Raw genomic sequence first — 19,717 nt, 5'->3', positions numbered from 1 at the left:
TCGCTGGTGAAAATCACCGAACGCAGCAGCACGCGCCGTGCCGGGTTGGTCGCGGCCGCGCGTTGCGGTCGGGCAACACTTTCTGGAAAAGCGTGGCGCCAACTGCTTCCGCCCATTGCGCATTTCCATTTTGATCCGAATGATCGATGCCGTCGCGTGCTGGGCGGTGCAACAGGGCTCGGATCGAGCCTTTGGAGGCTACGGGGTGATGAACCCGCGGCGAATTGCGACTCCGGAGTTGTGCGGGACGGTCATTCTCGCAGGTTGGCTCCTTGCCTGGCTTGCCGGCTCTGCCGGCATCGGGAACCGCGGCGCAGTGTCCATCGAGGACCTCGCACCATCTCTCGCCGCCAACGCCGAACCGGCTGATACGCGACAGGCCACCGCAGTCGGCGACGCCGCCAAAGTGAATGCTGAAGCGGCGATGGCTGCGGAACCCGTAACGGAGACGGCGTCCGACACGATGGCCACCCCGCAGGCAGGCGTCATGGTTAACGCTGTCGCTAACGCCGATGCAGCGATGGCGGTTGAATCGGTGCCGGCGACGGCCCCTGATGCGACGGTGAGCTCGAGCGAGCCGAAGCCAATCGTCGTGGCTGCGTTGCCCGATTCGTCGCAGACGCTGCCAGCCGAAACATCGCCGGTGCAAGCGGCGATAGCGAGCCCGCCTCCCGTGTCGAGCGACACCGAGGCGGCCGCGAAACCCCTGGATATTTTCGAGGAGTGCCTCGTCGTCGATGTCTGCATCGACCGGTACCTGTGGGCGCTCTACGAACGGACGCCGAAGCAAGACACGATTAGCGTACAAGAGCAGCGGAAAGTGACCGTCAAGAAGAAGCGCAAGACGGTGACTGTCACCAGGACGTTCACCAGGCGCGTCGATAACGATTTCACGTGGAAGGATCCGAAGGCGGCGGAGCGAATGGGCATGCCGATGATCGACTACGTGATTGGAGGGGTGGATCGGAACTTCAAGCTCAAGCTGTTTCACGCGCTTTACGCGGCGGAACAGGCCGGGTTGGCGCCCGGCATCACCAGCGCGTTCCGGGATGACTATCGTCAATCGATCGCGAGCGGCCTGAAGGCGGCGTCCGACAAGTCATACCATGGAGGGAGCTTCCGTGGCGGCTATGGCCACGGGCTTGCCGTCGATGTCGTGAGCGTCAAGGGCGCGACGCGGGCGGAGCGTTGGGTCACAACCGAGGCCCTTTGGAAATGGATCGATGCGCGTGGACCGGATTTTGGAATCGGGCGACCGTATCTCGATCGAGATCCACCGCATGTCGCGCCGATAGACGGCAAGGAATACGCCGCTCACCGCGGCGGGACGAAACCTCAGCACGCGGACGCGGATCGCAAGAAGCGCGACCGGGGCGCTGTGCGGGTCGTGGCAAAACGATCAAAGACCGCAAAAGCGTCGAAGGGGAGAACGATCTGATCGGGTTCGGCTGCGCCTTCCAACACGACGCGGGCAAGAATGCCTAGCAATCCCATCATCGTACAAAAATACGGCGGCGTCTGTCTCGAAACACCGGCAAAAATCCGCGCGGCCGCGAGCAGTGTCGCCGATCTGCATGGCCGTGGTCATCGTGTCGTGGCGATCGTTTCAGCGATGGGCAAGACCACCGATGAACTCGTCAGGATGGCCTATCAGGTCAGCCCGCATCCCAATCGCCGCGAACTCGATATGCTATTGACCACCGGCGAGCGCATCAGCATGTCCTTGATGAGCATGGCGCTGTCCGATCTCGGCGTGCCGGCGATCAGCTTTACCGGCAGTCAGGCCGGTGTCATGACCGACGGGTCCCATTCCTCCGCACGCATTCTGGACGTGCGGCCCATTCGCGTGCGCGAAGAACTCGATCGTGGACGCATCGTGGTTTTGGCGGGCTTTCAGGGCGTGAACCCGCTGACCAAGGAAATCACCACGCTTGGCCGGGGTGGCAGCGATACCACCGCGGTCGCCATGGCCGCGGCGCTCAAGGCGGAGTGCTGCGAGATTATCAAGGAGGTCGACGGAGTTTGCTCGGCTGACCCGCGCATCGTCGCGGACGCAAAACCCTTGCGTCAGCTGGATTTCGCATCCCTATCCGAAATGTGCTTCTGGGGCGCCAAAGTCCTGCACTTTCGCAGCGTGGAGCTGGCCCACAGCCAAAACGTGCCTTTGGTCCTGAGACAGTGGGGCGGCGCTCGACACAGCACGCAAGTGATGAAGGAGGTCGCAGACATGGAGAACGGAAAAGTCCTGGCCGTCAACTCGATGGCTCGCATTGAGCATGTGGAGATCGATTCGGCGGACCTCAATCAAGGCTTTGAGAAGTTCGCACAGCATCTCCAGCAAAATGGCTTGCCTTGGCCGCAGCTCCTCGCCTCGGCTTTCACCGCCAAAAAAACCCGCATCATGATGACTTGCGATTCCGAGACACTCGACGCGTTGCTGCGCACACTGGAACGGAGCAAAGACCTGCGCAAACAGCGCGAGACGCTGAGTTCGGTGAGCCTCACTTGCTTCGGCGGCATTTCCTCGGACCTGCCATACAAGGCGGTGCAGATTCTGCAACGTCACGGAATCATCGCCGACAAGTATGTCTTGTCATCGCATTCGGTAAGCTTCTTTGTTCCGGTGGAGAGCCGTGAGGCCGCGGTCATGGCTTTGCATTCGCTGATCTAAGGGCGCGGACTCATAACGCGCAGCCAGCCATAGCCGGATAGATGCGAGTTGGATGAAGGCAAGGTAGTTGGCGGCGAGCCTGTCGTAACGCGTCGCCACCCGACGACACTGTTTGATCCTGTTGAAGAACCGCTCGACCTGGTTGCGAGCGCGGTAGAGATAAGGGCTAAAGCAAATCGGATCGTTGCGATTGCTTTTCGGCGGAACATTGGCCCAAGCGCCCTTCGTCATGGCAAGCTCCCTGATCCAGTCCGCGTCATGGCCACGGTCGGCAAGCAGCATTGCCCTGGACTTCAGACGAGACAGCAGTTTTCCGGCAAGCCGGACGTCGTGTGCCTCGCCGGGGCTTAACGCCAGCCGTACCGGCAGACCATTGCTATCGACCACCGCGTGGATTTTGCTGGTCAAGCCGCCGCGTGACCTTCCCATCGATTGGCGCTGGTTTCTTGTAATGCAGGCCCCATGCTGATGCACGCGGACAATCGAGGTATCGATCATCTGGACAACGGCATCACTGGCAGCGGCAAGTGCGTCGATGATGCGGCCCCAGACACCGGCCCGCCGCCAGCGGACGAAGCGGTTGTAGCAAGCAGTGTACGGACCAAACGTCTCGGGCAGATCACGCCAAGGTGCTCCGGAGCGCAAGACCCAGAAGATGCCATTGAGGACGCGACGGTCGTTCACCCGGGGGACGCCACGGGCTTGTTCGGCAGCATGGGCTTTATGGCGATCCATTCATTGTCGGCGAGTTCGTAGCGCATGATTCGAGTCCCAGTTTGGAAGCTCGAGTCATAAGGGTCTGACCAGACGCAACACTTCCGGCCAAGCCTCGCTTGGACGCTTACAAGCAGAAGCGGACATCAACCAGCCGACAATCAAAATGACCGCCCCATAGCAGACAAGTACCGCGAGATCGGGTAATCTCAGAATTAGGCAGGAAACACACATCGACTTTTCGATGAGGCCGCAATGTCGATTTGCAAAACCTTTGTCTGTTCGTTTTTTGCTTTGATCATATTCTTGACTATTGGCAACGCGACCACCATGGCCGATGAAGTCAAGCAAGTATCTGTCAACGGCTACGAGTTTGCCTATGTCGAGCAGGGGCAGGGTGAGCCGGTCATCTTTGTTCACGGTGGCTTGCAGGATTATCGCATGTGGAGCGAGCAGCTTCCGAAATTTGCGGTCCACTATCGTGCCATAGCGTACAGTCGCCGGAACGACTATCCAAATGTAGTGAGCCCGGAAGGAATGCCGGATAGCGCGGCGGATCTGCACGGGGAAGATATCGCCGCCTTCGTGCGCGCACTCGGTTTGTCCAAGATCAGGGTCGTGGCGCATTCATCAGGCGCGCACGCGGCTCTTTTCTTCGCCGCGACACACCCGGATATGGTCGTTAGCCTCGCGCTGAATGAACCGCCTGCAATGGGCTTGCTAAACGGCGTACCAAACAGCATGGAGATTTTGAAGGAGTTCGTTAACACGCAGGCACCCGCCAGAGAGGCTCTCAAGGCCGGCGATGTGCACCAGGGCATTCCTATGATCGTAAATGCCATCGGCGGTCCGGGAGCCTACGAGCGCCGGTCGGACGCTCACCAGAAGATGAACCTCGACGACGTTGCGCGTATCAGGCGGATGCGACCACGAAACGGCCGCGACCGGTTTTCACCTGCGACATGGCCAGGAAGATCACGGCACCTACGCTTTTGTCCAACGCCGAACGAAGCCCTCCTGTGTTTCATCTGGTCATAGATCAGCTGGAGCGCTGCCTGCCCAATCGCGAGCGGGTTGCAATCCCTGCAAGCGGACATTCCGTTCAGTGGGAGAACCCCGACGCCTACGATCAGGCTGTTCTTGCCTTCATGAAGAAGCATTAGTGACACCTCAAGTGTTCGTCTCGTTGAGCCGATTGTTGGCACTCAAGATGCTATTGGAGGCAACTATGCGCGCTGCGTGGCTCGTCCTTAGTGCATCGGTGGCGTTTGCGCAGCCCGTGTTTGCCGATGAAGCAGACAAGCTCTACGGCACTTGGAAGGTTCTCTCCGCCGTCGTGGAAGACGTGCAAACCAAGGAGAAAGCGCCTCTTTATGGAGAGCACCCGAAGGGCTACCTGATACTGCTCCCAAGTGGACGGATGATGGCGCTTCTCGTGAGTGAGGGCCGTAAATTGGCTCAAACTGATGAGGAGAGAGCCGCTGCATATCGTTCTATGGTAGCCTACGCTGGCAGGTTTACTGTCGAAGGCGATAAATGGACAACCAAGCCCGATGTCGCGTGGAACGAAGGATACATGACGGATCAAGTGCGCTATTTCAGACTCGATCGAGACAGGCTGATCGTTGAGACCGCGCCCGTGATGAGTCCGGACTTTGGGAAAGTCGTGCGCTTCACTGTCGTTTGGCAAAAGGTAGAATAAGTTCACCAGCGTATTTGGACGGGCGTCACTCACTGGACGCAGCAAGCAAAATTGACCGAGCGCCGTTCCGATGGAATCGGAACGGGATTCCATATCCATGCTTCAAACGCGTTTTCTTTTATCAATGCCCGAGCCGCGCCTCCGTGCCGGCCAGCAGCCGCTGAATGTTGGCACGATGACGCACGATCACGTAGATGCCGCCGGCGATCACCAGCAAGCGATAGGGCAATGGTTGCCCCAGACCGCAGACGAGGACGATCGCGGTCAATGCCGCCAGCATCGAGCCGAGGGAAACGATCCGAAAGACGGCCACCACAGCGCCAAAGGCCGCCGCAGCGCCGAGCCCTACCGGCCACGACATCGCCAGCAACACGCCGAGCCCGGTCGCCGCGGATTTGCCGCCGGTGAAATTCAGCCAGATCGAACGGCCGTGCCCCAACAACGCAGCAAGCCCGGCCAGGCAGACAGCCCAGGACACGCACGTTTGCGGATCAAGCGCTGCCGGCGGCGTGACGGATGGCAAGGTGTACAGCCAGGGATAAAACCAGCGGGCGAACAGGATGGCCGCCATGCCTTTCAGCACGTCGACCACGAGCACCGCCAATGCGGGCCACTTCCCGAGGGTTCGCAATACGTTCGTTGCCCCGGTGGATTTGGAGCCATGCTGGCGGATATCGATGCCCCTGAGCAGCTTCCCCGCCAGATACCCCGTCGGCGTCGAACCGAGCAGATAGGCAATCGCCAGTCCAGCCACACCCGCGATCCAGAAGACCATCTCAGTCACCTCGATGCCCTTGGCGGCGCGTCCATGAATTCTAACGCGGATGCCACCAGCGTCCGCCGATCACGACGCCTTCGGATGCGATCTTGCGATCGCCCGTCAGATGCTCGCCGACCACATCGACATAGTCGAACTGCCCTTCCCTGACCGAGATCAGCGTGGCGTCGCCGACGCTGCCCGGCTTCAGGCTGCCGAGCTCCGGCCGCCGCAACGCCATCGCGGCGTTGACGGTGGACGCCGCGATCACGTCCGGCAGCGGCATCCCCATGCAGAGGAATTTCGACATCGTCGTCACCTGGTCGAATGCCGGGCCGTCGATGCAGAGTTGATGGATGTCGGAGGAGATGGTGTCGGGGTAGAAGCCGTTGGCGAGCATCGCGCGCGCCGTCTTGAAGGCGAACGAGCCCTTGCCGTGGCCGATGTCGAACAGCACGCCGCGCTCGCGCGCCTCCAGCACCACCTTCTTCACCGTGCCCTGCGCGGTCGCGGGCGTGTTGGGGAACGGACGGAACGCATGGGTCAGCACATCGCCCGGACGCAGGCGCGCGAGCACCTCCTCATAGCTCGGCGGCGGATGGTCGATATGCGCCATCAGGGGCATGCCGACCTGCTCGGCGACCTCGAGCGCGATCTCGAGCGGCACCAGCCCCGAGGTGCCCGAGGCGAACAGGCCGACCCGCACCTTGATGCCGACGATCAGGTCGCGGTTCTCGTCGGCGACGCGCGCGGCGTCGATCGGATTCATCAGCCGCAGCTCCTCGCTCTCGCCGACCATCACGCGATCCGAGAAGCCGAAGATGCCGGCGTGCGAAACGTGCAGATAGGCGAGGATGCGGACCTGGCTCGGCTCGATCACATGCTTGCGGAAGCCGGCAAAGTTGCCCGGGCCGGCGCTGCCGGTGTCGACCGAGGTGGTGACGCCGGAGTTGCGGCAAAATTCCTCGGCGTCGATGCCGAGCGAGGTGCCGCCCCAATAGACATGGGTGTGCAGGTCGATGATGCCGGGTGAGACGATCAGCCCCGAGACGTCGCGGACCTCGGTGGCGGGATCGGCTTGCAACTCGCGGCCGAGCGCAGCGACCTTGCCCGCGGCAAAGCCGACATCGGTCACGGCATCGAGCTTTTGCGACGGGTCGATCACCCGTCCGCCGCGCAGGATCAAATCGAAAGGCATCGTGTTCTCCGGATTCGGTCCGGCACGATGGTCGACTTCGCCGGCGCCTGCAAGCCGCTCAACCGACACGGGCCTGTTGGGAAACCGGCGCGGTCGCTGTCGCGCGATCCGCGCGCTTGTCAGCAACCATGTCCGTTGCCTTGTCCGCTCCATTGGCCGACGCAACGATGGCCGCAATGGCCGGGTGATGCGCCGCCTCCGAGGCAGCAATGGTCTCGCGGGCCCAGCGGTACGAGGATTCGAAGATTTCCTGATGGCGGTCGAAATCGGTGACGTCGATGCCGTCGGGCGTCGGCGGACGCATCACCATGTCGAGCGGCGTGGTCGGCAGCGTATCATAGCGCTGATGCGCGACGAGGCTTCGCCACAGCACGTTGACGGCGCTCGGTGCGGCTGGAAGCAATTTCTTGCGGAACGGCGTCAGCAGCGATGCAAGCAGCTCAAGCCGCCCCGGCAGCGCGGCATAGTCGACGTCGAACATCTCGGTGGCCGGGTCGCCGAAATGGACCACCAGATTCGGTCCGCTCTTCATCTGGTGCATCTGCGCCAGCGGAACGTTGTCGACGAGGCATCCGTCGACCAGCATCGAACCCTCCCTTGTATAGAACGGCGGCAGCAGACCGGGGATGGCGCTCGATGCCCGCACCGCCTGCCACAGCAGACCGGTGCGGATCAATTCGAGGCTGTGCGTCGACAGATTGGTCGCGATCGCCGCGAACGGCCGCCAGCAGTCCTCGATCCGGCAATTGTGGCCGTACTGATCGGCGAGCGCGGCATCGAACGCCTTGTGGTCCAGCAAGGCGTAGCGCGGCCAGGTCGGGCGGCGGAAGCTGCGGCTGGAGACGAAAATCTCATGCGTGCCGCGCTCGAGATGCTCGGCGTCGTAGTTCTTGGCAAAGCCCGCCGCCATCGCCGAGCCGACGCTGGTTCCAACAAAGATATCGAACATCGCGCCGCGCTCGCGAAACGCCTTGTAGACGCCGACATGCGCGGTGCCGAGACTGCCGCCGCCGCCGGCGACAAATCCGACGGCGCGACCGCACAGGAAGCGAACCAGGCTGTCGATGTCGAGCTGGTCCTCGAGCGCGACATGATGGTGCATGAAGCAGGGCAGCCGCGCCAGCCACGCCGCGGTGCCGCTGACCTCGTGGCGCCTGATGTCATGAACCCGAACGAGGCGTCGCGTCGACGCCGGATGCACTCCGCAGGCGAAGCGTTCGATCTCCGTCAGATCGGGCGTCGGCGCATGGCCACGGCAGGCGAACACGACAAGGTCGGCCTGGCGGATGGTTTTCCGCGCCCAATCCGATGCGTCAGGACCACCGAAATAGGCCACCAGCGGCGCGTCGTACTCGATCCTGTTGAGCCAGTCGGCGACTTCGGATGCATCCAGCGCGCGACCGGGAAACATCGCCTGGACCCGCGCGAGGTCGACGATCTCGGCACCCGCAGCGGCAAGGCCTTCACGCAACCTGTGCTCAAAGGCGGCAGGCACCGGTTCCCGTCCGCCCGGGATCAGCGCGACGGTGCGCGCCTTCGGTGACGCCCGGAGCGGCAACAGACGCGCGGTCTCGGTGGCAAACCGCCGCGCGAGCGCAGCCAGCAGCGCCTCGACGATCTCGGGCGTTTCCCGCGCCAGCGTCGTATAGGCGGCGCGCGTCAGCACCAGCACGCTGGTGTCGCGGATCGCAATCACATTGGCCGTGCGCGGGATATTGGCAAAGAAGCCGATCTCGCCGACCAGTTCCCCGGCGCGAAGCTCCGCGATCGGTTCGGGATGACTGGTCCGGTACACCGCGAGCGCGCCGTGCAGCACCAGAAATAGCGCGTCGGAGGCACCGCCCTGCTCGACCAGCAGCTCGCCGCGCACGAGGTCGCGCCGGGTCATTGCGCCAAAGGCAATCAGCCGCTGCTCCGCGCTCAGGGTTCTGAACAGCGCGAAGTCCTCGGACACGTTTCCCCACGCAAACGTCGCGCTCGGCGGCACACGGTTCGAATGCATGCTCCGATGTTAGCGCCGGGCCGTCGTCCCGGCGAGCGATATCACGGCTCAATCGGCCGCACCCTGGCTACAAATCCTTGGGAGCACTGCAGCAGGATTTGCAGCATCCGCCATCAGCTTCACCCGACCAGTTCCGGCCACGGCACGATGGTCGACTTCACCGTCTTCATCGCCATTGCGTCGGCAACCGCGCGGGCGACGCCATCTTCGGTGAACGGATAGATCGTCTGCATGTCGAGCCAGGGATATTTGTTCCGCGTGCGGTAGAGCATGTCGACGCCGAGCGGCAGGTCGTTGCCGGTAAAGCCCCAGGAGCCGAGCACGTTGAGGTCCTTGGTGCAGATGCGGTGCCACGACGTATTGATCGAGCCGGCATCGGTGAACTGCCCCATCTCGACATAGGTGCCGCCGTCGCGCAGCATCTCGATGCCCTCGGGGCCGGCGGTCGGATGGCCCGAGCAGTCCATGACGAGGTCGGCGCCGAAACCGCCGACGATGTCGCGCACCGCCTTGATGCGCTGTTCCGGCGTCTTGAGCTGCTCGATATCGACAGTCGCCTCGGCGCCGAACTTGCGCGCCAGCGCAAGGCGCGGCGTCTCCGGCGCGCCGACGCAGATCACGCGCCCCGCGCCCATTTCCTGCGCGGCGGCGACCGCGAGGATGCCGATCGGCCCCGAACCCTGGATCACCACGGTGTCGCCCCATCTGAAGCCGCCGGCGCGGGTGGCGCGGTTGAAGGCGCGGATGCAGGAGGTCAGAGGCTCGAAGAGCGCGCCGAGCCGCAGCGACATGTCGTCAGGCAATTTGTAGATCTTAGTGCCGGGCAGCATGTCGAGATCGACATAGACATATTCAGCCCAGCCGCCCCACATATGCGGCGCCTTGTCGAAGCCGAGATAGCGGCCGTAATAGACCGGCGTCAGGCATTTGTTGGCGCTCTCGGGATAATGGATGCAGTAGTAGCAGCGGCCGCAGGGCATCAAGGGCGGGATCATCACCTTCGATCCCACCTGCAGCGGCTTGCTCATGAAATCCTCGGTGAACTCCGCGCCGCATTCGACGATCACGCCGCCGAGCTCATGGCCGAGCGTGAACGGCCACGGCAACGGCTTCGGCCAATGTCCCTTCAAGATGTGCAGATCGGTTCCGCAAACGCCACAGGCGCCCACCTTGATCAAGGCCGCCTTTTTGCCGATTTCCGGCCATGGCACTGTCCGGATTACCGGCTTGGCTCCAGGTCCATCATGCGTGCAGACGCGGATCTGCTCCATCGGTTCGCTCTCCCTGTCCTTGTCGTTGGGCCGGGTTCGGCCGAGCCGACTTTAGGTCAGGACGATTGGGATGTCATGAAGGCCTGTCATGAAGGTCTTCATGACATCCCTTGGCGGAACGAGGCGCTTCAAGTCCTGGCGGAGTATTGTCCGCAAGGAGGCATCGATTGTGAAGGCAGCCGAGGGCGAATTGGCTGGTAGCATTGCGGGGAACGACACCATGAATCCTGGTATCGAAGGTATCGTCGGCATGTACGTCAAGTTGGGCGAACTGGACACGCTGCAACGAATGAAGGAGCATCGACAGGGTTTGCTCGACCAATGCGTCGATACCGCGAATTTCAGCTTCGATGTGACGAGATCGATCTACAGGAGCGACCTCGAGGTGATCGAGGCCGGTATCGAGAGTCTGTTTGGCGAGATCACCGGCCATGTCGACGTGGTCAACGAGAAGAGGATTGCCGGCTGGGCCCTGTACAACCAGCACCCCGACAAAAGGGTTGCGATCGATATCTACTTCAACAACAACCTCGTCGGCGAAGTCGTCGCCGATGAGTTCCGCAACGATCTCCTGAAGCTCAACAAGGGCGATGGACACCATGCCTTCGTCTTCGTGCCGCCAAGCGGCTCCTATCAGCCGCCGCTGCAGATTGAGGTCCGCGCGGCGAAGCGAAAGGTGCTGAAAGCCGTGACTGTCGAACCACCAGCGGCGGCTGTCGAACCGGAAACGGCTGTCGAACCGGAAATGGACGCCGAGGACAAATAACCTCACCGCATCGCTTTCGCGCGCTTCGGATCGGCCGGGCGCCGCCTGGCTGAAGTCGCCGCAGACGTCAATATGGGCCGCGACATGACGGACGTGGGCGGCCGATTGACAGCGACGACCGCTTCACCGCAACCTGCGATGCAACCTCAGGTGACGGAATGAAGCCGCAGCCCGGCTCGGAGCGAATCTTCGTGGACGCCAGCACCGATCCGCTGGACGGGCGCGTGCGATGGGCGCCGGCGAAGTCGCTGTGGCTTGGCGGCATGACCGCGGTCGCGATCGTCCTTGGGCCGCTGCTGTTCACGTGGAGCGCGTTCGCATTATTCATCGTCACCAGCGCGATCACGCTGTGCTTCGGGCATTCGGTCGGCATGCACCGCCGCCTGATCCATGCGAGCTTCGACTGCCCGCTGTGGCTGGAGCGGCTCTGCGTCTATCTCGGCACGCTGGTCGGGATGGCCGGCCCCTACGGCATGGTGCGGCTGCACGATTTCCGCGACTGGGCGCAGCGCCAGACCGCGTGCCACGACTACTCCTGCCACCGCGCCGGCTTCTGGCGCGATGCGTGGTGGCAGCTGCACTGCACGCTGGTGCTGAAACACCCGCCCGAATTCCGGCTCGAACGGCGGCTCGCCGATGACCGCTTCTACGCCTTCGTCGAGCGAACCTGGATGTGGCAGCAATTGCCCTGGGCGATCCTGTTCCTCGCGATCGGCTCGTGGAGCTGGCTGGTCTGGGGCATCTGCGTCCGTGTCGCCGTCTGCGTCACCGGTCACTGGCTGATCGGTCACTACTCGCATCGCAAGGGCGGACAGACCTGGATCATCGAAGGCGTCGCGGCCCAGGGCTACAATGTCGGCATCGCGGGCCTGATCAGTATGGGCGAAAGCTGGCACAACAATCACCACGCCTATCCCGGCTCCGCGAAGCTCGGGCTGCTGCCGGGTCAGATCGACCTCGGCTGGTGGTTGATCAAGGCATTCGAAGCCGCAGGGCTCGCGAGCAACATCAAGACGCCAGACAATCTTGCGCCGCGCCCGGGCTCGCGTCGCGTCGACGAACCGGGCACCGCCGATGCGGTCGCGCCGCGACATCGCGGCAGCGCATTGTTCCAGTAATCCGCAGCCGCGCATCTTCCATTGCGGATCGAACGCCACGCAGCTATATACGCCGCGTCGGAAAAGGCAGACTTGGTTTGGTAAGCCCAAGTCCTTTCGAAAACGAAAGTCCTTTCGGAAACGAAGTCCTTTCGAAAACGAAAGCTCTGGTCTCCTGCCTCGTGCATGAGATCCCCACGACGAACACCGGACGCCATCCAGGCGCCCAATGTTCGTCCGTGTGGTTCTCAACCCGACGAACCGCTCCGGTCGAACACCGACAAAGGAGCAGTTCATGCATACCAGCCGCCCCCTTCCCCATGATGTCGTGATTGCCGGTGCCGGCCCGGTCGGCCTGCTGCTTGCCTGCGAGCTGCGGCGCGCAAACCTCTCGGTCCTGGTGCTGGAGCAGGCCGCGGAGCCATGCTCGTCATTGAAGCGGCTGCCCTTCGGCATGCGCGGCCTTTCGGCACCCAGCATCGAGGCGTTCTATCGTCGCGGGATGCTGGACGACATCGCGGCACGGCAACACACAAGAGATGGCTCGGGCAGCAGCGCATCGAATGGCGCGCATTGGACGCAACGGCCGCGCCGCCCGGCCGGCCATTTTGCCGGCATCCAGTTCTTTCACGACGATATCGACACGTCGAACTGGCCATTTCGCTTGCCGAGCCCGGCAGCCACCAGCATGGCGGTCGACATGGAGGCGCTCGAATCCGCCCTCGCCGCGCGCGCAACCGCGATGGGGGTCGAGATCAGGCGCGGCCTCGGCGTCGAGGCGCTGGATCAGTCGGACGACGGCGTCACCGTTCGCGCCGGGGGCGCGACTTTCCACGGACGCTGGCTGGTCGGCTGTGACGGCGGCCGCAGCATGGTGCGCAAGGCCGGCGGCTTTGAATTCGTCGGCACCGATCCCGAGTTCACCGGCTATTCGGTCGAGGTCGAGATATCAGATCCGGACCAGCTCCGCGCGGGCCGTCACTACACGCCGACGGGCATGTATACCTACGCGCGGCCCGGCACGATCGCGATGGTGGAGTTCGACGGCGGCGCCTTCCACCGAACCCGGCCGATCACGCGCGAGCATGTGCAGGCGGTGCTGCGCCGCGTCTCCGGCACGGACATCACGTTGACGGCGCTCCGGCTTGCCACCACCTGGACCGATCGCGCCTGTCAGGCGACGGATTACCGCAAGGGGCGCGTGCTGCTCGCGGGCGATGCCGCGCACATTCATTCTCCGCTCGGCGGCCAGGGGCTCAATCTCGGGCTTGGCGATGCGATGAACCTCGGCTGGAAGCTCGCGGCCACGATCCGCGGCGACGCACCGGCGGATCTGCTCGACAGCTACTCGCGTGAGCGGCATCCGGTGGGCGCGCAGGTGCTGGACTGGTCACGCGCCCAGGTCGCGCTGATGCGGCCAAGCCGCAGTTCGCGCGCGCTCGAAGCCATCATCCGCGACCTGATCGCGACGTCAGACGGCGCGAGCTACTTTGCCGAGCGCGTGTGGGGCGTTTCGCTGCGCTACGATCTTGGCGGCAACCATCCGCTGGTGGGCCTTAGCGCGCCCGACTTCGAGCTCGCCTGTGGCACGAAACTCGGCGAACTGCTGAGGAACGGGCGCGGCGTGCTGCTGGACTTCGATCCGCGCTCTCCGCTGCAAGCGCTTGCGGATCGCTGGCGTAGCCGGATCGGCCATGTCGCAAGCTATGCGCGGGATCGGCTGGGCTTGAGTGCCGTGCTCGTGCGCCCCGACGGCTTCGTCGCATGGGCCGCTGACACCGCCACTCACCTTGATGAAGCAGCTCAGGTCATGTCGCGGTGGTTCGGCGAACCTGATGCGCAGCCCTGACCCCTTGGGGGCCACGCGGGGCTCCACTCACATTTCTCTTGCACCGTGTGCAGGTTCCCCGCCTCAACCGTAACGCCCCGTTAACCCTATCAGCCTTAGGGTCGTCGGGGCTCCGAATGGACGGTGGCCGGGTTTGTCGTGATGTCGTTTGCACAGAAGAAAACTACCGTCGTCCCCGTAGCCGAGGAGCGGCGGCGCTTCCAGCGCGTCAAGGTGCACCTGCTCGGCCGCTACATGCTGCCCGACCGGCGCGAGTTTCCCTGCCAGATTATCAACATGTCGCCGGGCGGCCTCGCCTTGCTGGCGCCGGGCATCGGCAATGTCGGTGACCGCGTGATCGCCTATCTCGACCATATCGGCCGGGTCGAAGGACGCATCACCCGCATCATCGACAACGGCTTTGCGATGACGATCGGCGCCACCGCGCGCAAGCGCGACAAGCTCGCCGCGCAGCTGACCTGGCTCGCCAACCGCGACATCCTCAATCTGCCGGAGGATCGCCGCCACGACCGTATCGTGCCGCGCAACCCGATCGCGCTGCTGACCCAGGAAGACGGCACGCGGATGACCTGCCGCATCATCGACCTTTCCTTGTCCGGTGCTGCGATTGCCGCCGAGAACCGCCCGCCGCTGAAATCGCTCGTGATGCTCGGGCGGGTGCAGTCCCGCGTGGTGCGAAATCTCGAGGAAGGCTTCGCGCTCGAGTTCGTCCACGAGCAATCGGCGGAAACGCTCGAAGAGAGCGTTACCGCGAGGTAAAGCGAAAAAGCGCTCAAGACCCCTGTTTTTGGCCCGCGAAGGCGGCCACCGGTGCACCGGTGGCCGCCTTCGGCGCGTTTGGCCCGGTGAAAATCGGCGGTTAACGGCCGCAACGTTTGACGCAACAAATCGCGCTGGCGCAGCGCTTGCCGCGTTAATGCATAAAATTTGAATCAATTGCAGTTGTTTCAAATTTTACGCGAATTCGATTCAAGTACAGTTCGAATTCGCCGCAGATTTTACCAGTATTCGCGTCAAATCTACTTTGCGTACTTAGCGGCGGCGCAAAAGCTTTGTGCGAAACGTGGTCCCAACAAGAAGAACGGGGGCCACGATGTTTGGGTTCAGGGGACAGGGGAAAGGTTTGGCGGTTGCCGCCATTCTGTTTGCGACGTGCGTGTCGGCCAAGGCCGGCGACGTGGTCTACGCCAGCCTGGGTGACGTTGCGCGTTCGCCGATCGGCTGGGTCGAATTCTGTGCCGACAATCCGGGCGAATGCCGCGGCGGCGCGACGCAACCACGCGACATCGTGTTGTCGCAGACCGCTTGGCGGGACCTCGTACGGGTCAACAAGTGGGTCAACGAATCCATCAAGCCGATGACCGACATGGATCATTGGGGCGTGATCGAGAAATGGTCGTTGCCATCAGACGGTTACGGCGACTGCGAGGACTACGTGCTCCTGAAGCGCAAGATGCTGATGGACGCCGGCTGGCCCCGCGAGGCGCTGTTGATCACGGTGGTCCGCGACAAGAAGGGCGAAGGCCACGCGGTGCTGACGGTGAAGACCGACAAGGGCGAGTTCGTGCTCGATAACCAGAACGAGAGCATCGTCGCCTGGACCGACACCGGCTACCGCTTCGTCAAGCGGCAGTCGCAGGGCGATCCCAATGTGTGGGTCTCGCTCGGTGACAACCGCCCCGCAGTTGCAACCGCAAGCTCGCGCTGAGCAGACCTGAGGATTTTCGAGTTCGCGACCCGGTCACATCCCCACCCCTCCCCGTCCCAGACCGGTTCGCGCGCGGCCAGCCTTCCCCCAAAGGCTGGCCGCAACCTTTTTGAGCGGCGTCGATCGACGCCTAGAAGAACCGCTCGAGAAACGCCGCGGTCTCGTCCGAGATGCCGACGATCTTGTTGGTGGCCTGGCGATAGAATTTGAAATTCAGCTCGGTCTCGGGCCGGCCGTCGTCCCAATCCTTGAAGCGCTTGAGTTGATCGCGCCCGAGCGGCCGCGCTGCGGAGGCGGTGCGCCTGACCGTGATGCTGACGCGCGGCGTTTGCCTGATGATGCCGATCTTGGGCGGTGTCGCTTCGGCCGACGCGACGATCGCGCGGGCGATCAGGCCGCTGCCGCCCTCGTTCTCGCTCGCGAACACGAACACGACGTCGTCGGCCGCGATGTGCTTGCCGCCATACATGGTCTTCTGCGCGGTGAAGCTGAACACCATCGCCCGTGGATTTCGGATCTCGGTCTTGATCGCAAACGCCATCGCATTCCTTCACCGGCTCGCTTTGCCATTCGCGTCGGCGGCTTGACATCCTAGCATCGGCGATATTGAATTGAATTCAATTCAGCGAATGGACCCACGATGGACGCGACGAGCCTGGGGACACGGAAACGGCTGCTCTCGGCAGCGCAGGCCGAGCTCATCGAGGGCCGCGGGCACCTCGAGATGCAGGCCGTCGCAAGACGGGCGCAGGTCTCGGTCGGGCTCGCCTACCACCACTTCGGATCGAAGGCCGGCCTGATCGCCGCCGTGGTCGAAGGCTTCTATGAACAACTTGATGCGGCGGCATTCGGCGGGGCCAAGCTGTCCGCCACGGACTGGGCGGACCGGGAGAAGCAGCGGATCGGCGCCTATGTCGCCTTCCACTATGACCACCCGTTCGCGTCCCTCGTGATCGGACCGCTCAGCCGCGCGCCCGAGGTGCTCGATGTCGAGACCGCCTTCACCGGCCGACAGCTTGCAGCCGGTGCCCGCATGATCGAGGCGGCCCAGCGCGACGGGATCGTGTCCGGCGGCATCGACCCTCACCTCACCATCGCGCTGATGATCGGCGGCATCCGCCAGGCGCTGATCGGCGCGCTCATGAGCGAAAGACGGCCTGATCCGGCAAGGCTGACCGGCGACATCTGGGCCTTCATGGCCGCCGCGTTGGGCTTGCCTGCCAAACCCCTGTCCGCGCGGCCAAGAACCATGCGGCGCAGCCGCAGCTAAGCTTCACCTAGAACCCAAGCATCGATGGCCATCTTGTTCAATCCGCACGATTTTCACGCTCCGCAATCGTCCTACAGCAAGCCGGATCTGCTGCGCTCGAGCGAAGGCGGCTATTTCGGCCCGGGCAATGCGCAGCTGCCGGCACCGCCGATGCTGATGATGGACCGCATCACCGAGATCAGCCTGGACGGAGGCGCATTCGGCAAGGGCCATGTCGCCGGCGAACTCGAGATTGCGCCGGACCACTGGTTCTTCGCCTGTCACTTTGCCGCCGACCCCGTGATGCCCGGATGCCTCGGCCTCGACGCCATGTGGCAGATCATCGGCTTCTGGCTCGGCTGGTCGGGCTCGCCCGGCAAGGGCCGCGCGCTCGGGGTCGGCGAGGTCAAGTTCAGGGGGCACATCACGCCGGATGTCAGGCTGGTGCGCTATGAGGTCGACATACGCCAGGCCAGGCGCGGCCGGCTGGTGCTGGGCATCGCCGACGGCCGGGTGCTCGCCGATGGCGCTTGCGCCTATCTGGCAAAGGACATGAGGGTCGGCCTGATCGCGCCCAGAGGCTGAATTCGGGAGCTTGAATTCGCGTCGACCAGAGGCCGATCGGCGCCTCGAGCAGGCCGAGCAGCGCGGTCGAAGATTAACATGTGATACAAATTTCGCTGCTGCCGCAGTGGTCTACACACCCCCCGGTTTTGCCCGCGCCGAGGTTTGTGCTATTTCGAACCTTCCAATTGACGTCCGGTTGTTGGTCGCATGGTCGAACTTGCCCCCCGGAATTCACAAGCCAGCAGCCTGATTGGCGTGCAGCCGATCGCGATCGGCGCCGTGGTGCTGGTGCTTGTGCTGTTCGGGATCGGCTCGATCGCGCTGTGGCGCGCCTTCACCGGCAACGTGCCGGAGACCGACCGGATGGTCGCCGCGCGTCAGTTGCAGGCGCGGACCGCGCAGGTCTCCGAGGCCCTGGTGGAAAAGACCAAGGGGATGGAGGTGACCCAGCAGGAATCCATCGACCAGCTGCAGGAGGTACAGGACCAGCTGCAGACCATGCGCAAGCAGTTCGCCTTGCAGGCGGCCGATGCGAAGAGGCTCTCCGACCAGGTCGCCGCGCTGACTGAACAGGTCGAGGGTTTGCGCCAGTCACTGGCGAGCGCGCAGGCCAACGAACCGGCCGCCGAGCCCGCGCCGCGCAAGCGCTCAAAGGCCACCCGTAGCGCCAACCGGAAGCGCCACCGGTCGCGCGGTTGATGCCCTCGGAAGCCCACCCCACGCCAGGTGACCAGCCATAAAAATGCGCCAAATCCCCAGCAAGATCATCATCTAACGGGGCACTTTCGGGCTCGACGGCTGCCGGCAGCGGCCGATCATGAGTGCCCGTTACCGTGAATTAATCCGGACTTTGTGAACTGGTTCACATATCGGCCTTCGAATCCGAGTCATCTTCAAATGACCGGATGGCGTGAGCCGATTTCAATATCCGGGGCTGGCAAGGTCGTTGACGGTATACTACGTCGACGGCCTTGTTTTTTGGGCCCTTGAATCCCATTCGGGACCGCCCACCGAGAAAGCACCCTCGCCGCGCGAAAGATGCAGACCGGCTGAAGAAATACGGCGTGCTCAGCTGACGGCTCTGCGTGCGCAGCATCGCGGCGGCCAAGGCCGCGGCGAACGGCACCGCCGCCTATTTGGCGCGATCGCGCAAGACGCGACCACCTCGCAGTCGCAGCCGCGCAAGCTTCGGCTCGAGCTCGCGGAGCATGAAGATCAGTGCAACGGCAAGGCTCGCAACAACCACCATGAACAGCAATGTCAGGTCAGGAATGGTCAGCATCTCTGATGTCCTCTGGGCCCGGCTTCAATCGCAGCCGGGCCATTTGTTTTCGCGACGCGGTCACGCACGGACTGCTGCAAAGCGGTGCAAGCTGCATACCAGTGCGCGACCCAACGCGGCGGCCGGACATCGAAACGCCGGCCGCGCCGATCATTGCAAGACCATCAGCATGGCGACCGAATGGACCGGCCATGCTTGAGCGAATGGCTCAATTGCAAACCTGCACCGGCCGAACGCGCCAGCCATACGGTGTCATCACGCCGCGGCGCACGACGTAACAGCCGCCGTAACCGTAGCCGTAGCCATCATCATAGCCGTAGCCGGCGTCATAGCCGTAGCCGGCGTAGTATGGATTGCCGTAGTAGCCGTCATAGTAATCGTAGGCGCCATAGCCCAGCCCGAAGCCGACCGCTGCCGCCGCGAGCGGATAGCCCCAGCCGCGCCGATAGAAGCCGCCGTTCCAGCCGCCACCACGCCAGCCTCCGCCGTGCCAGCCGCGGCCGGCCCAACCGCCTCCGATCGCCGCCGACCGGAAGCCACCGCCGATCGCAGCCGACCGGAAGCCACCGCCCCCGCCCATGGCCCGGAATGCGGCGCCGCCGCCGTGGAAGCCGCCAAAACCGCCGCCGCCGCGGAAGCCGCCACCACCATGAAAGCCGCCGCCACCGAAGCCACCGCGTGCCGACGCAGCATCGACGGTGAACAGACCGACCGAGGCCGTCGCCAGCAAGGCAATCATCGTTTTACGCAACATCACCCGTTACTCCTTCTTTCAAAGGCTTTCTTCTTCAAGCCTCCTCCGCCGCGTCCTGCGCATGCTAGCCCAATCTAGGACCGCGGCTTCCACCGCGCGGCTATGTCGCGCTCACATCTGCGCGACCCGC

General features: G+C 63.4%; 19 protein-coding genes and 1 pseudogene. 12 read left to right on the top strand and 8 right to left on the bottom strand.

Annotation, left to right across the window (positions count from 1 at the left end):
• Nucleotides 1-139 precede the first annotated feature (139 nt).
• Together IF803_RS05235 and IF803_RS05230 are read left to right on the top strand one after the other, a co-directional pair.
• The gene (locus tag IF803_RS05235; protein ID WP_461191490.1) at nt 140-1,438 is read left to right on the top strand and encodes a peptidase M15; all 1,299 of its coding nucleotides are present in this window, start codon (nt 140-142) and stop codon (nt 1,436-1,438) included.
• 39 nt (nt 1,439-1,477) lie between these two features.
• Entirely contained in the window at nt 1,478-2,671 is a 1,194-nt protein-coding gene (locus IF803_RS05230) for an aspartate kinase (protein WP_411780575.1), read from the top strand.
• Nucleotides 2,672-2,674: 3 nt separating this feature from the next.
• On the opposite strand, the pseudogene IF803_RS05225 reads toward IF803_RS05230, so the two are convergent.
• A pseudogene (locus tag IF803_RS05225) lies at nt 2,675-3,432 on the bottom strand (IS5 family transposase); the annotation flags it as partial.
• A gap of 208 nt (nt 3,433-3,640) precedes the next feature.
• On the opposite strand from IF803_RS05225, the gene IF803_RS05220 reads away from it, so the two are divergent.
• Both IF803_RS05220 and IF803_RS05215 read left to right on the top strand, forming a co-directional pair.
• Nucleotides 3,641-4,423 carry an alpha/beta fold hydrolase gene (locus tag IF803_RS05220; RefSeq protein WP_461191489.1) on the top strand — a complete coding sequence of 261 codons (783 nt, stop codon included), beginning with the start codon at nt 3,641-3,643 and terminating at the stop codon, nt 4,421-4,423.
• Nucleotides 4,424-4,583: 160 nt separating this feature from the next.
• Nucleotides 4,584-5,087 (top strand): lipocalin-like domain-containing protein, encoded by a 504-nt coding sequence (locus IF803_RS05215; protein ID WP_461191488.1) that lies wholly within the window; start codon nt 4,584-4,586, stop codon nt 5,085-5,087.
• Between the two features lie 121 nt (nt 5,088-5,208).
• Here the strand turns inward: IF803_RS05215 and plsY are convergent, their stop codons facing one another.
• From plsY to IF803_RS05195, 4 genes are all read right to left on the bottom strand, one after another.
• Nucleotides 5,209-5,862 carry a glycerol-3-phosphate 1-O-acyltransferase PlsY gene (gene plsY, locus IF803_RS05210; RefSeq protein ID WP_461191487.1) on the bottom strand — a complete coding sequence of 218 codons (654 nt, stop codon included), beginning with the start codon at nt 5,860-5,862 and terminating at the stop codon, nt 5,209-5,211.
• Between the two features lie 40 nt (nt 5,863-5,902).
• Nucleotides 5,903-7,042, bottom strand: coding sequence for an amidohydrolase/deacetylase family metallohydrolase (locus IF803_RS05205; RefSeq protein ID WP_461191486.1), 1,140 nt, complete (start codon nt 7,040-7,042; stop codon nt 5,903-5,905).
• A 58-nt stretch (nt 7,043-7,100) separates the two neighbouring features.
• Nucleotides 7,101-9,044, bottom strand: a complete 1,944-nt coding sequence (locus tag IF803_RS05200) for a patatin-like phospholipase family protein (protein ID WP_461191485.1) — start codon at nt 9,042-9,044, stop codon at nt 7,101-7,103.
• Nucleotides 9,045-9,163: 119 nt separating this feature from the next.
• Complete coding sequence (locus tag IF803_RS05195; protein WP_461191484.1) at nt 9,164-10,315, bottom strand: zinc-binding dehydrogenase; 1,152 nt, start codon at nt 10,313-10,315, stop codon at nt 9,164-9,166.
• Nucleotides 10,316-10,403: 88 nt separating this feature from the next.
• Between IF803_RS05195 and IF803_RS05190 the strand changes: the two genes are divergently transcribed.
• The 5 genes from IF803_RS05190 (at nt 10,404) to IF803_RS05170 (ending at nt 15,735) form a co-directional block, all read left to right on the top strand.
• Nucleotides 10,404-11,081, top strand: a complete 678-nt coding sequence (locus IF803_RS05190; RefSeq protein ID WP_155258670.1) for a hypothetical protein — start codon at nt 10,404-10,406, stop codon at nt 11,079-11,081.
• A 158-nt stretch (nt 11,082-11,239) separates the two neighbouring features.
• Nucleotides 11,240-12,199, top strand: coding sequence for an acyl-CoA desaturase (locus tag IF803_RS05185; RefSeq protein ID WP_461191483.1), 960 nt, complete (start codon nt 11,240-11,242; stop codon nt 12,197-12,199).
• A 274-nt stretch (nt 12,200-12,473) separates the two neighbouring features.
• Nucleotides 12,474-14,027 carry an FAD-dependent monooxygenase gene (locus tag IF803_RS05180; RefSeq protein WP_461191482.1) on the top strand — a complete coding sequence of 518 codons (1,554 nt, stop codon included), beginning with the start codon at nt 12,474-12,476 and terminating at the stop codon, nt 14,025-14,027.
• Between the two features lie 141 nt (nt 14,028-14,168).
• A complete protein-coding gene (locus IF803_RS05175) occupies nt 14,169-14,786 on the top strand; it encodes a PilZ domain-containing protein (protein WP_028342942.1) in 618 nt (205 codons plus the stop codon).
• Nucleotides 14,787-15,120: 334 nt separating this feature from the next.
• The gene (locus IF803_RS05170) at nt 15,121-15,735 is read left to right on the top strand and encodes a transglutaminase-like cysteine peptidase (protein ID WP_026192955.1); all 615 of its coding nucleotides are present in this window, start codon (nt 15,121-15,123) and stop codon (nt 15,733-15,735) included.
• A gap of 130 nt (nt 15,736-15,865) precedes the next feature.
• Here IF803_RS05170 and IF803_RS05165 read toward each other — a convergent pair whose 3' ends face one another.
• The gene (locus IF803_RS05165; RefSeq protein ID WP_028342940.1) at nt 15,866-16,276 is read right to left on the bottom strand and encodes a hypothetical protein; all 411 of its coding nucleotides are present in this window, start codon (nt 16,274-16,276) and stop codon (nt 15,866-15,868) included.
• A gap of 99 nt (nt 16,277-16,375) precedes the next feature.
• Here IF803_RS05165 and IF803_RS05160 point away from each other — a divergent pair, with 99 nt between their 5' ends.
• The 3 genes from IF803_RS05160 (at nt 16,376) to IF803_RS05150 (ending at nt 18,250) form a co-directional block, all read left to right on the top strand.
• Nucleotides 16,376-17,005 carry a TetR/AcrR family transcriptional regulator gene (locus tag IF803_RS05160; RefSeq protein WP_461191481.1) on the top strand — a complete coding sequence of 210 codons (630 nt, stop codon included), beginning with the start codon at nt 16,376-16,378 and terminating at the stop codon, nt 17,003-17,005.
• Nucleotides 17,006-17,038: 33 nt separating this feature from the next.
• Nucleotides 17,039-17,569 (top strand): bifunctional 3-hydroxydecanoyl-ACP dehydratase/trans-2-decenoyl-ACP isomerase, encoded by a 531-nt coding sequence (gene fabA / locus IF803_RS05155; RefSeq protein WP_461191537.1) that lies wholly within the window; start codon nt 17,039-17,041, stop codon nt 17,567-17,569.
• Between the two features lie 189 nt (nt 17,570-17,758).
• Nucleotides 17,759-18,250, top strand: coding sequence for a hypothetical protein (locus IF803_RS05150; protein ID WP_028342937.1), 492 nt, complete (start codon nt 17,759-17,761; stop codon nt 18,248-18,250).
• A gap of 433 nt (nt 18,251-18,683) precedes the next feature.
• Here IF803_RS05150 and IF803_RS05145 read toward each other — a convergent pair whose 3' ends face one another.
• Nucleotides 18,684-18,833, bottom strand: coding sequence for a hypothetical protein (locus IF803_RS05145; RefSeq protein WP_461191480.1), 150 nt, complete (start codon nt 18,831-18,833; stop codon nt 18,684-18,686).
• Nucleotides 18,834-19,041: 208 nt separating this feature from the next.
• Nucleotides 19,042-19,587, bottom strand: coding sequence for a hypothetical protein (locus tag IF803_RS05140; protein WP_411780584.1), 546 nt, complete (start codon nt 19,585-19,587; stop codon nt 19,042-19,044).
• Nucleotides 19,588-19,717: the final 130 nt, after the last annotated feature.

The organism is Bradyrhizobium sp. UFLA06-06 (genome assembly GCF_054820065.1).
The sequence above is the reverse complement of the archived record's forward strand: the minus strand, read 5'-3'. Positions and strand labels throughout refer to the sequence as shown.

Coding starts and splice junctions, on each gene's coding strand:
- IF803_RS05165 (WP_028342940.1), bottom strand. CDS start 16,276: ATGGCGTTTGCGATCAAGACCGAGATCCGAAATCCACGGGCGATGGTG.
- IF803_RS05150 (WP_028342937.1), top strand. CDS start 17,759: ATGGTCGAACTTGCCCCCCGGAATTCACAAGCCAGCAGCCTGATTGGC.
- IF803_RS05170 (WP_026192955.1), top strand. CDS start 15,121: ATGTTTGGGTTCAGGGGACAGGGGAAAGGTTTGGCGGTTGCCGCCATT.
- IF803_RS05235 (WP_461191490.1), top strand. CDS start 140: ATGATCGATGCCGTCGCGTGCTGGGCGGTGCAACAGGGCTCGGATCGA.
- IF803_RS05205 (WP_461191486.1), bottom strand. CDS start 7,042: ATGCCTTTCGATTTGATCCTGCGCGGCGGACGGGTGATCGACCCGTCG.
- IF803_RS05175 (WP_028342942.1), top strand. CDS start 14,169: ATGTCGTTTGCACAGAAGAAAACTACCGTCGTCCCCGTAGCCGAGGAG.
- plsY (WP_461191487.1), bottom strand. CDS start 5,862: ATGGTCTTCTGGATCGCGGGTGTGGCTGGACTGGCGATTGCCTATCTG.
- IF803_RS05200 (WP_461191485.1), bottom strand. CDS start 9,044: ATGCATTCGAACCGTGTGCCGCCGAGCGCGACGTTTGCGTGGGGAAAC.
- IF803_RS05190 (WP_155258670.1), top strand. CDS start 10,404: ATGAAGGTCTTCATGACATCCCTTGGCGGAACGAGGCGCTTCAAGTCC.
- IF803_RS05195 (WP_461191484.1), bottom strand. CDS start 10,315: ATGGAGCAGATCCGCGTCTGCACGCATGATGGACCTGGAGCCAAGCCG.
- IF803_RS05230 (WP_411780575.1), top strand. CDS start 1,478: ATGCCTAGCAATCCCATCATCGTACAAAAATACGGCGGCGTCTGTCTC.
- IF803_RS05145 (WP_461191480.1), bottom strand. CDS start 18,833: ATGCTGACCATTCCTGACCTGACATTGCTGTTCATGGTGGTTGTTGCG.
- IF803_RS05140 (WP_411780584.1), bottom strand. CDS start 19,587: ATGTTGCGTAAAACGATGATTGCCTTGCTGGCGACGGCCTCGGTCGGT.
- IF803_RS05180 (WP_461191482.1), top strand. CDS start 12,474: ATGCATACCAGCCGCCCCCTTCCCCATGATGTCGTGATTGCCGGTGCC.
- IF803_RS05185 (WP_461191483.1), top strand. CDS start 11,240: ATGAAGCCGCAGCCCGGCTCGGAGCGAATCTTCGTGGACGCCAGCACC.
- IF803_RS05220 (WP_461191489.1), top strand. CDS start 3,641: ATGTCGATTTGCAAAACCTTTGTCTGTTCGTTTTTTGCTTTGATCATA.
- IF803_RS05160 (WP_461191481.1), top strand. CDS start 16,376: ATGGACGCGACGAGCCTGGGGACACGGAAACGGCTGCTCTCGGCAGCG.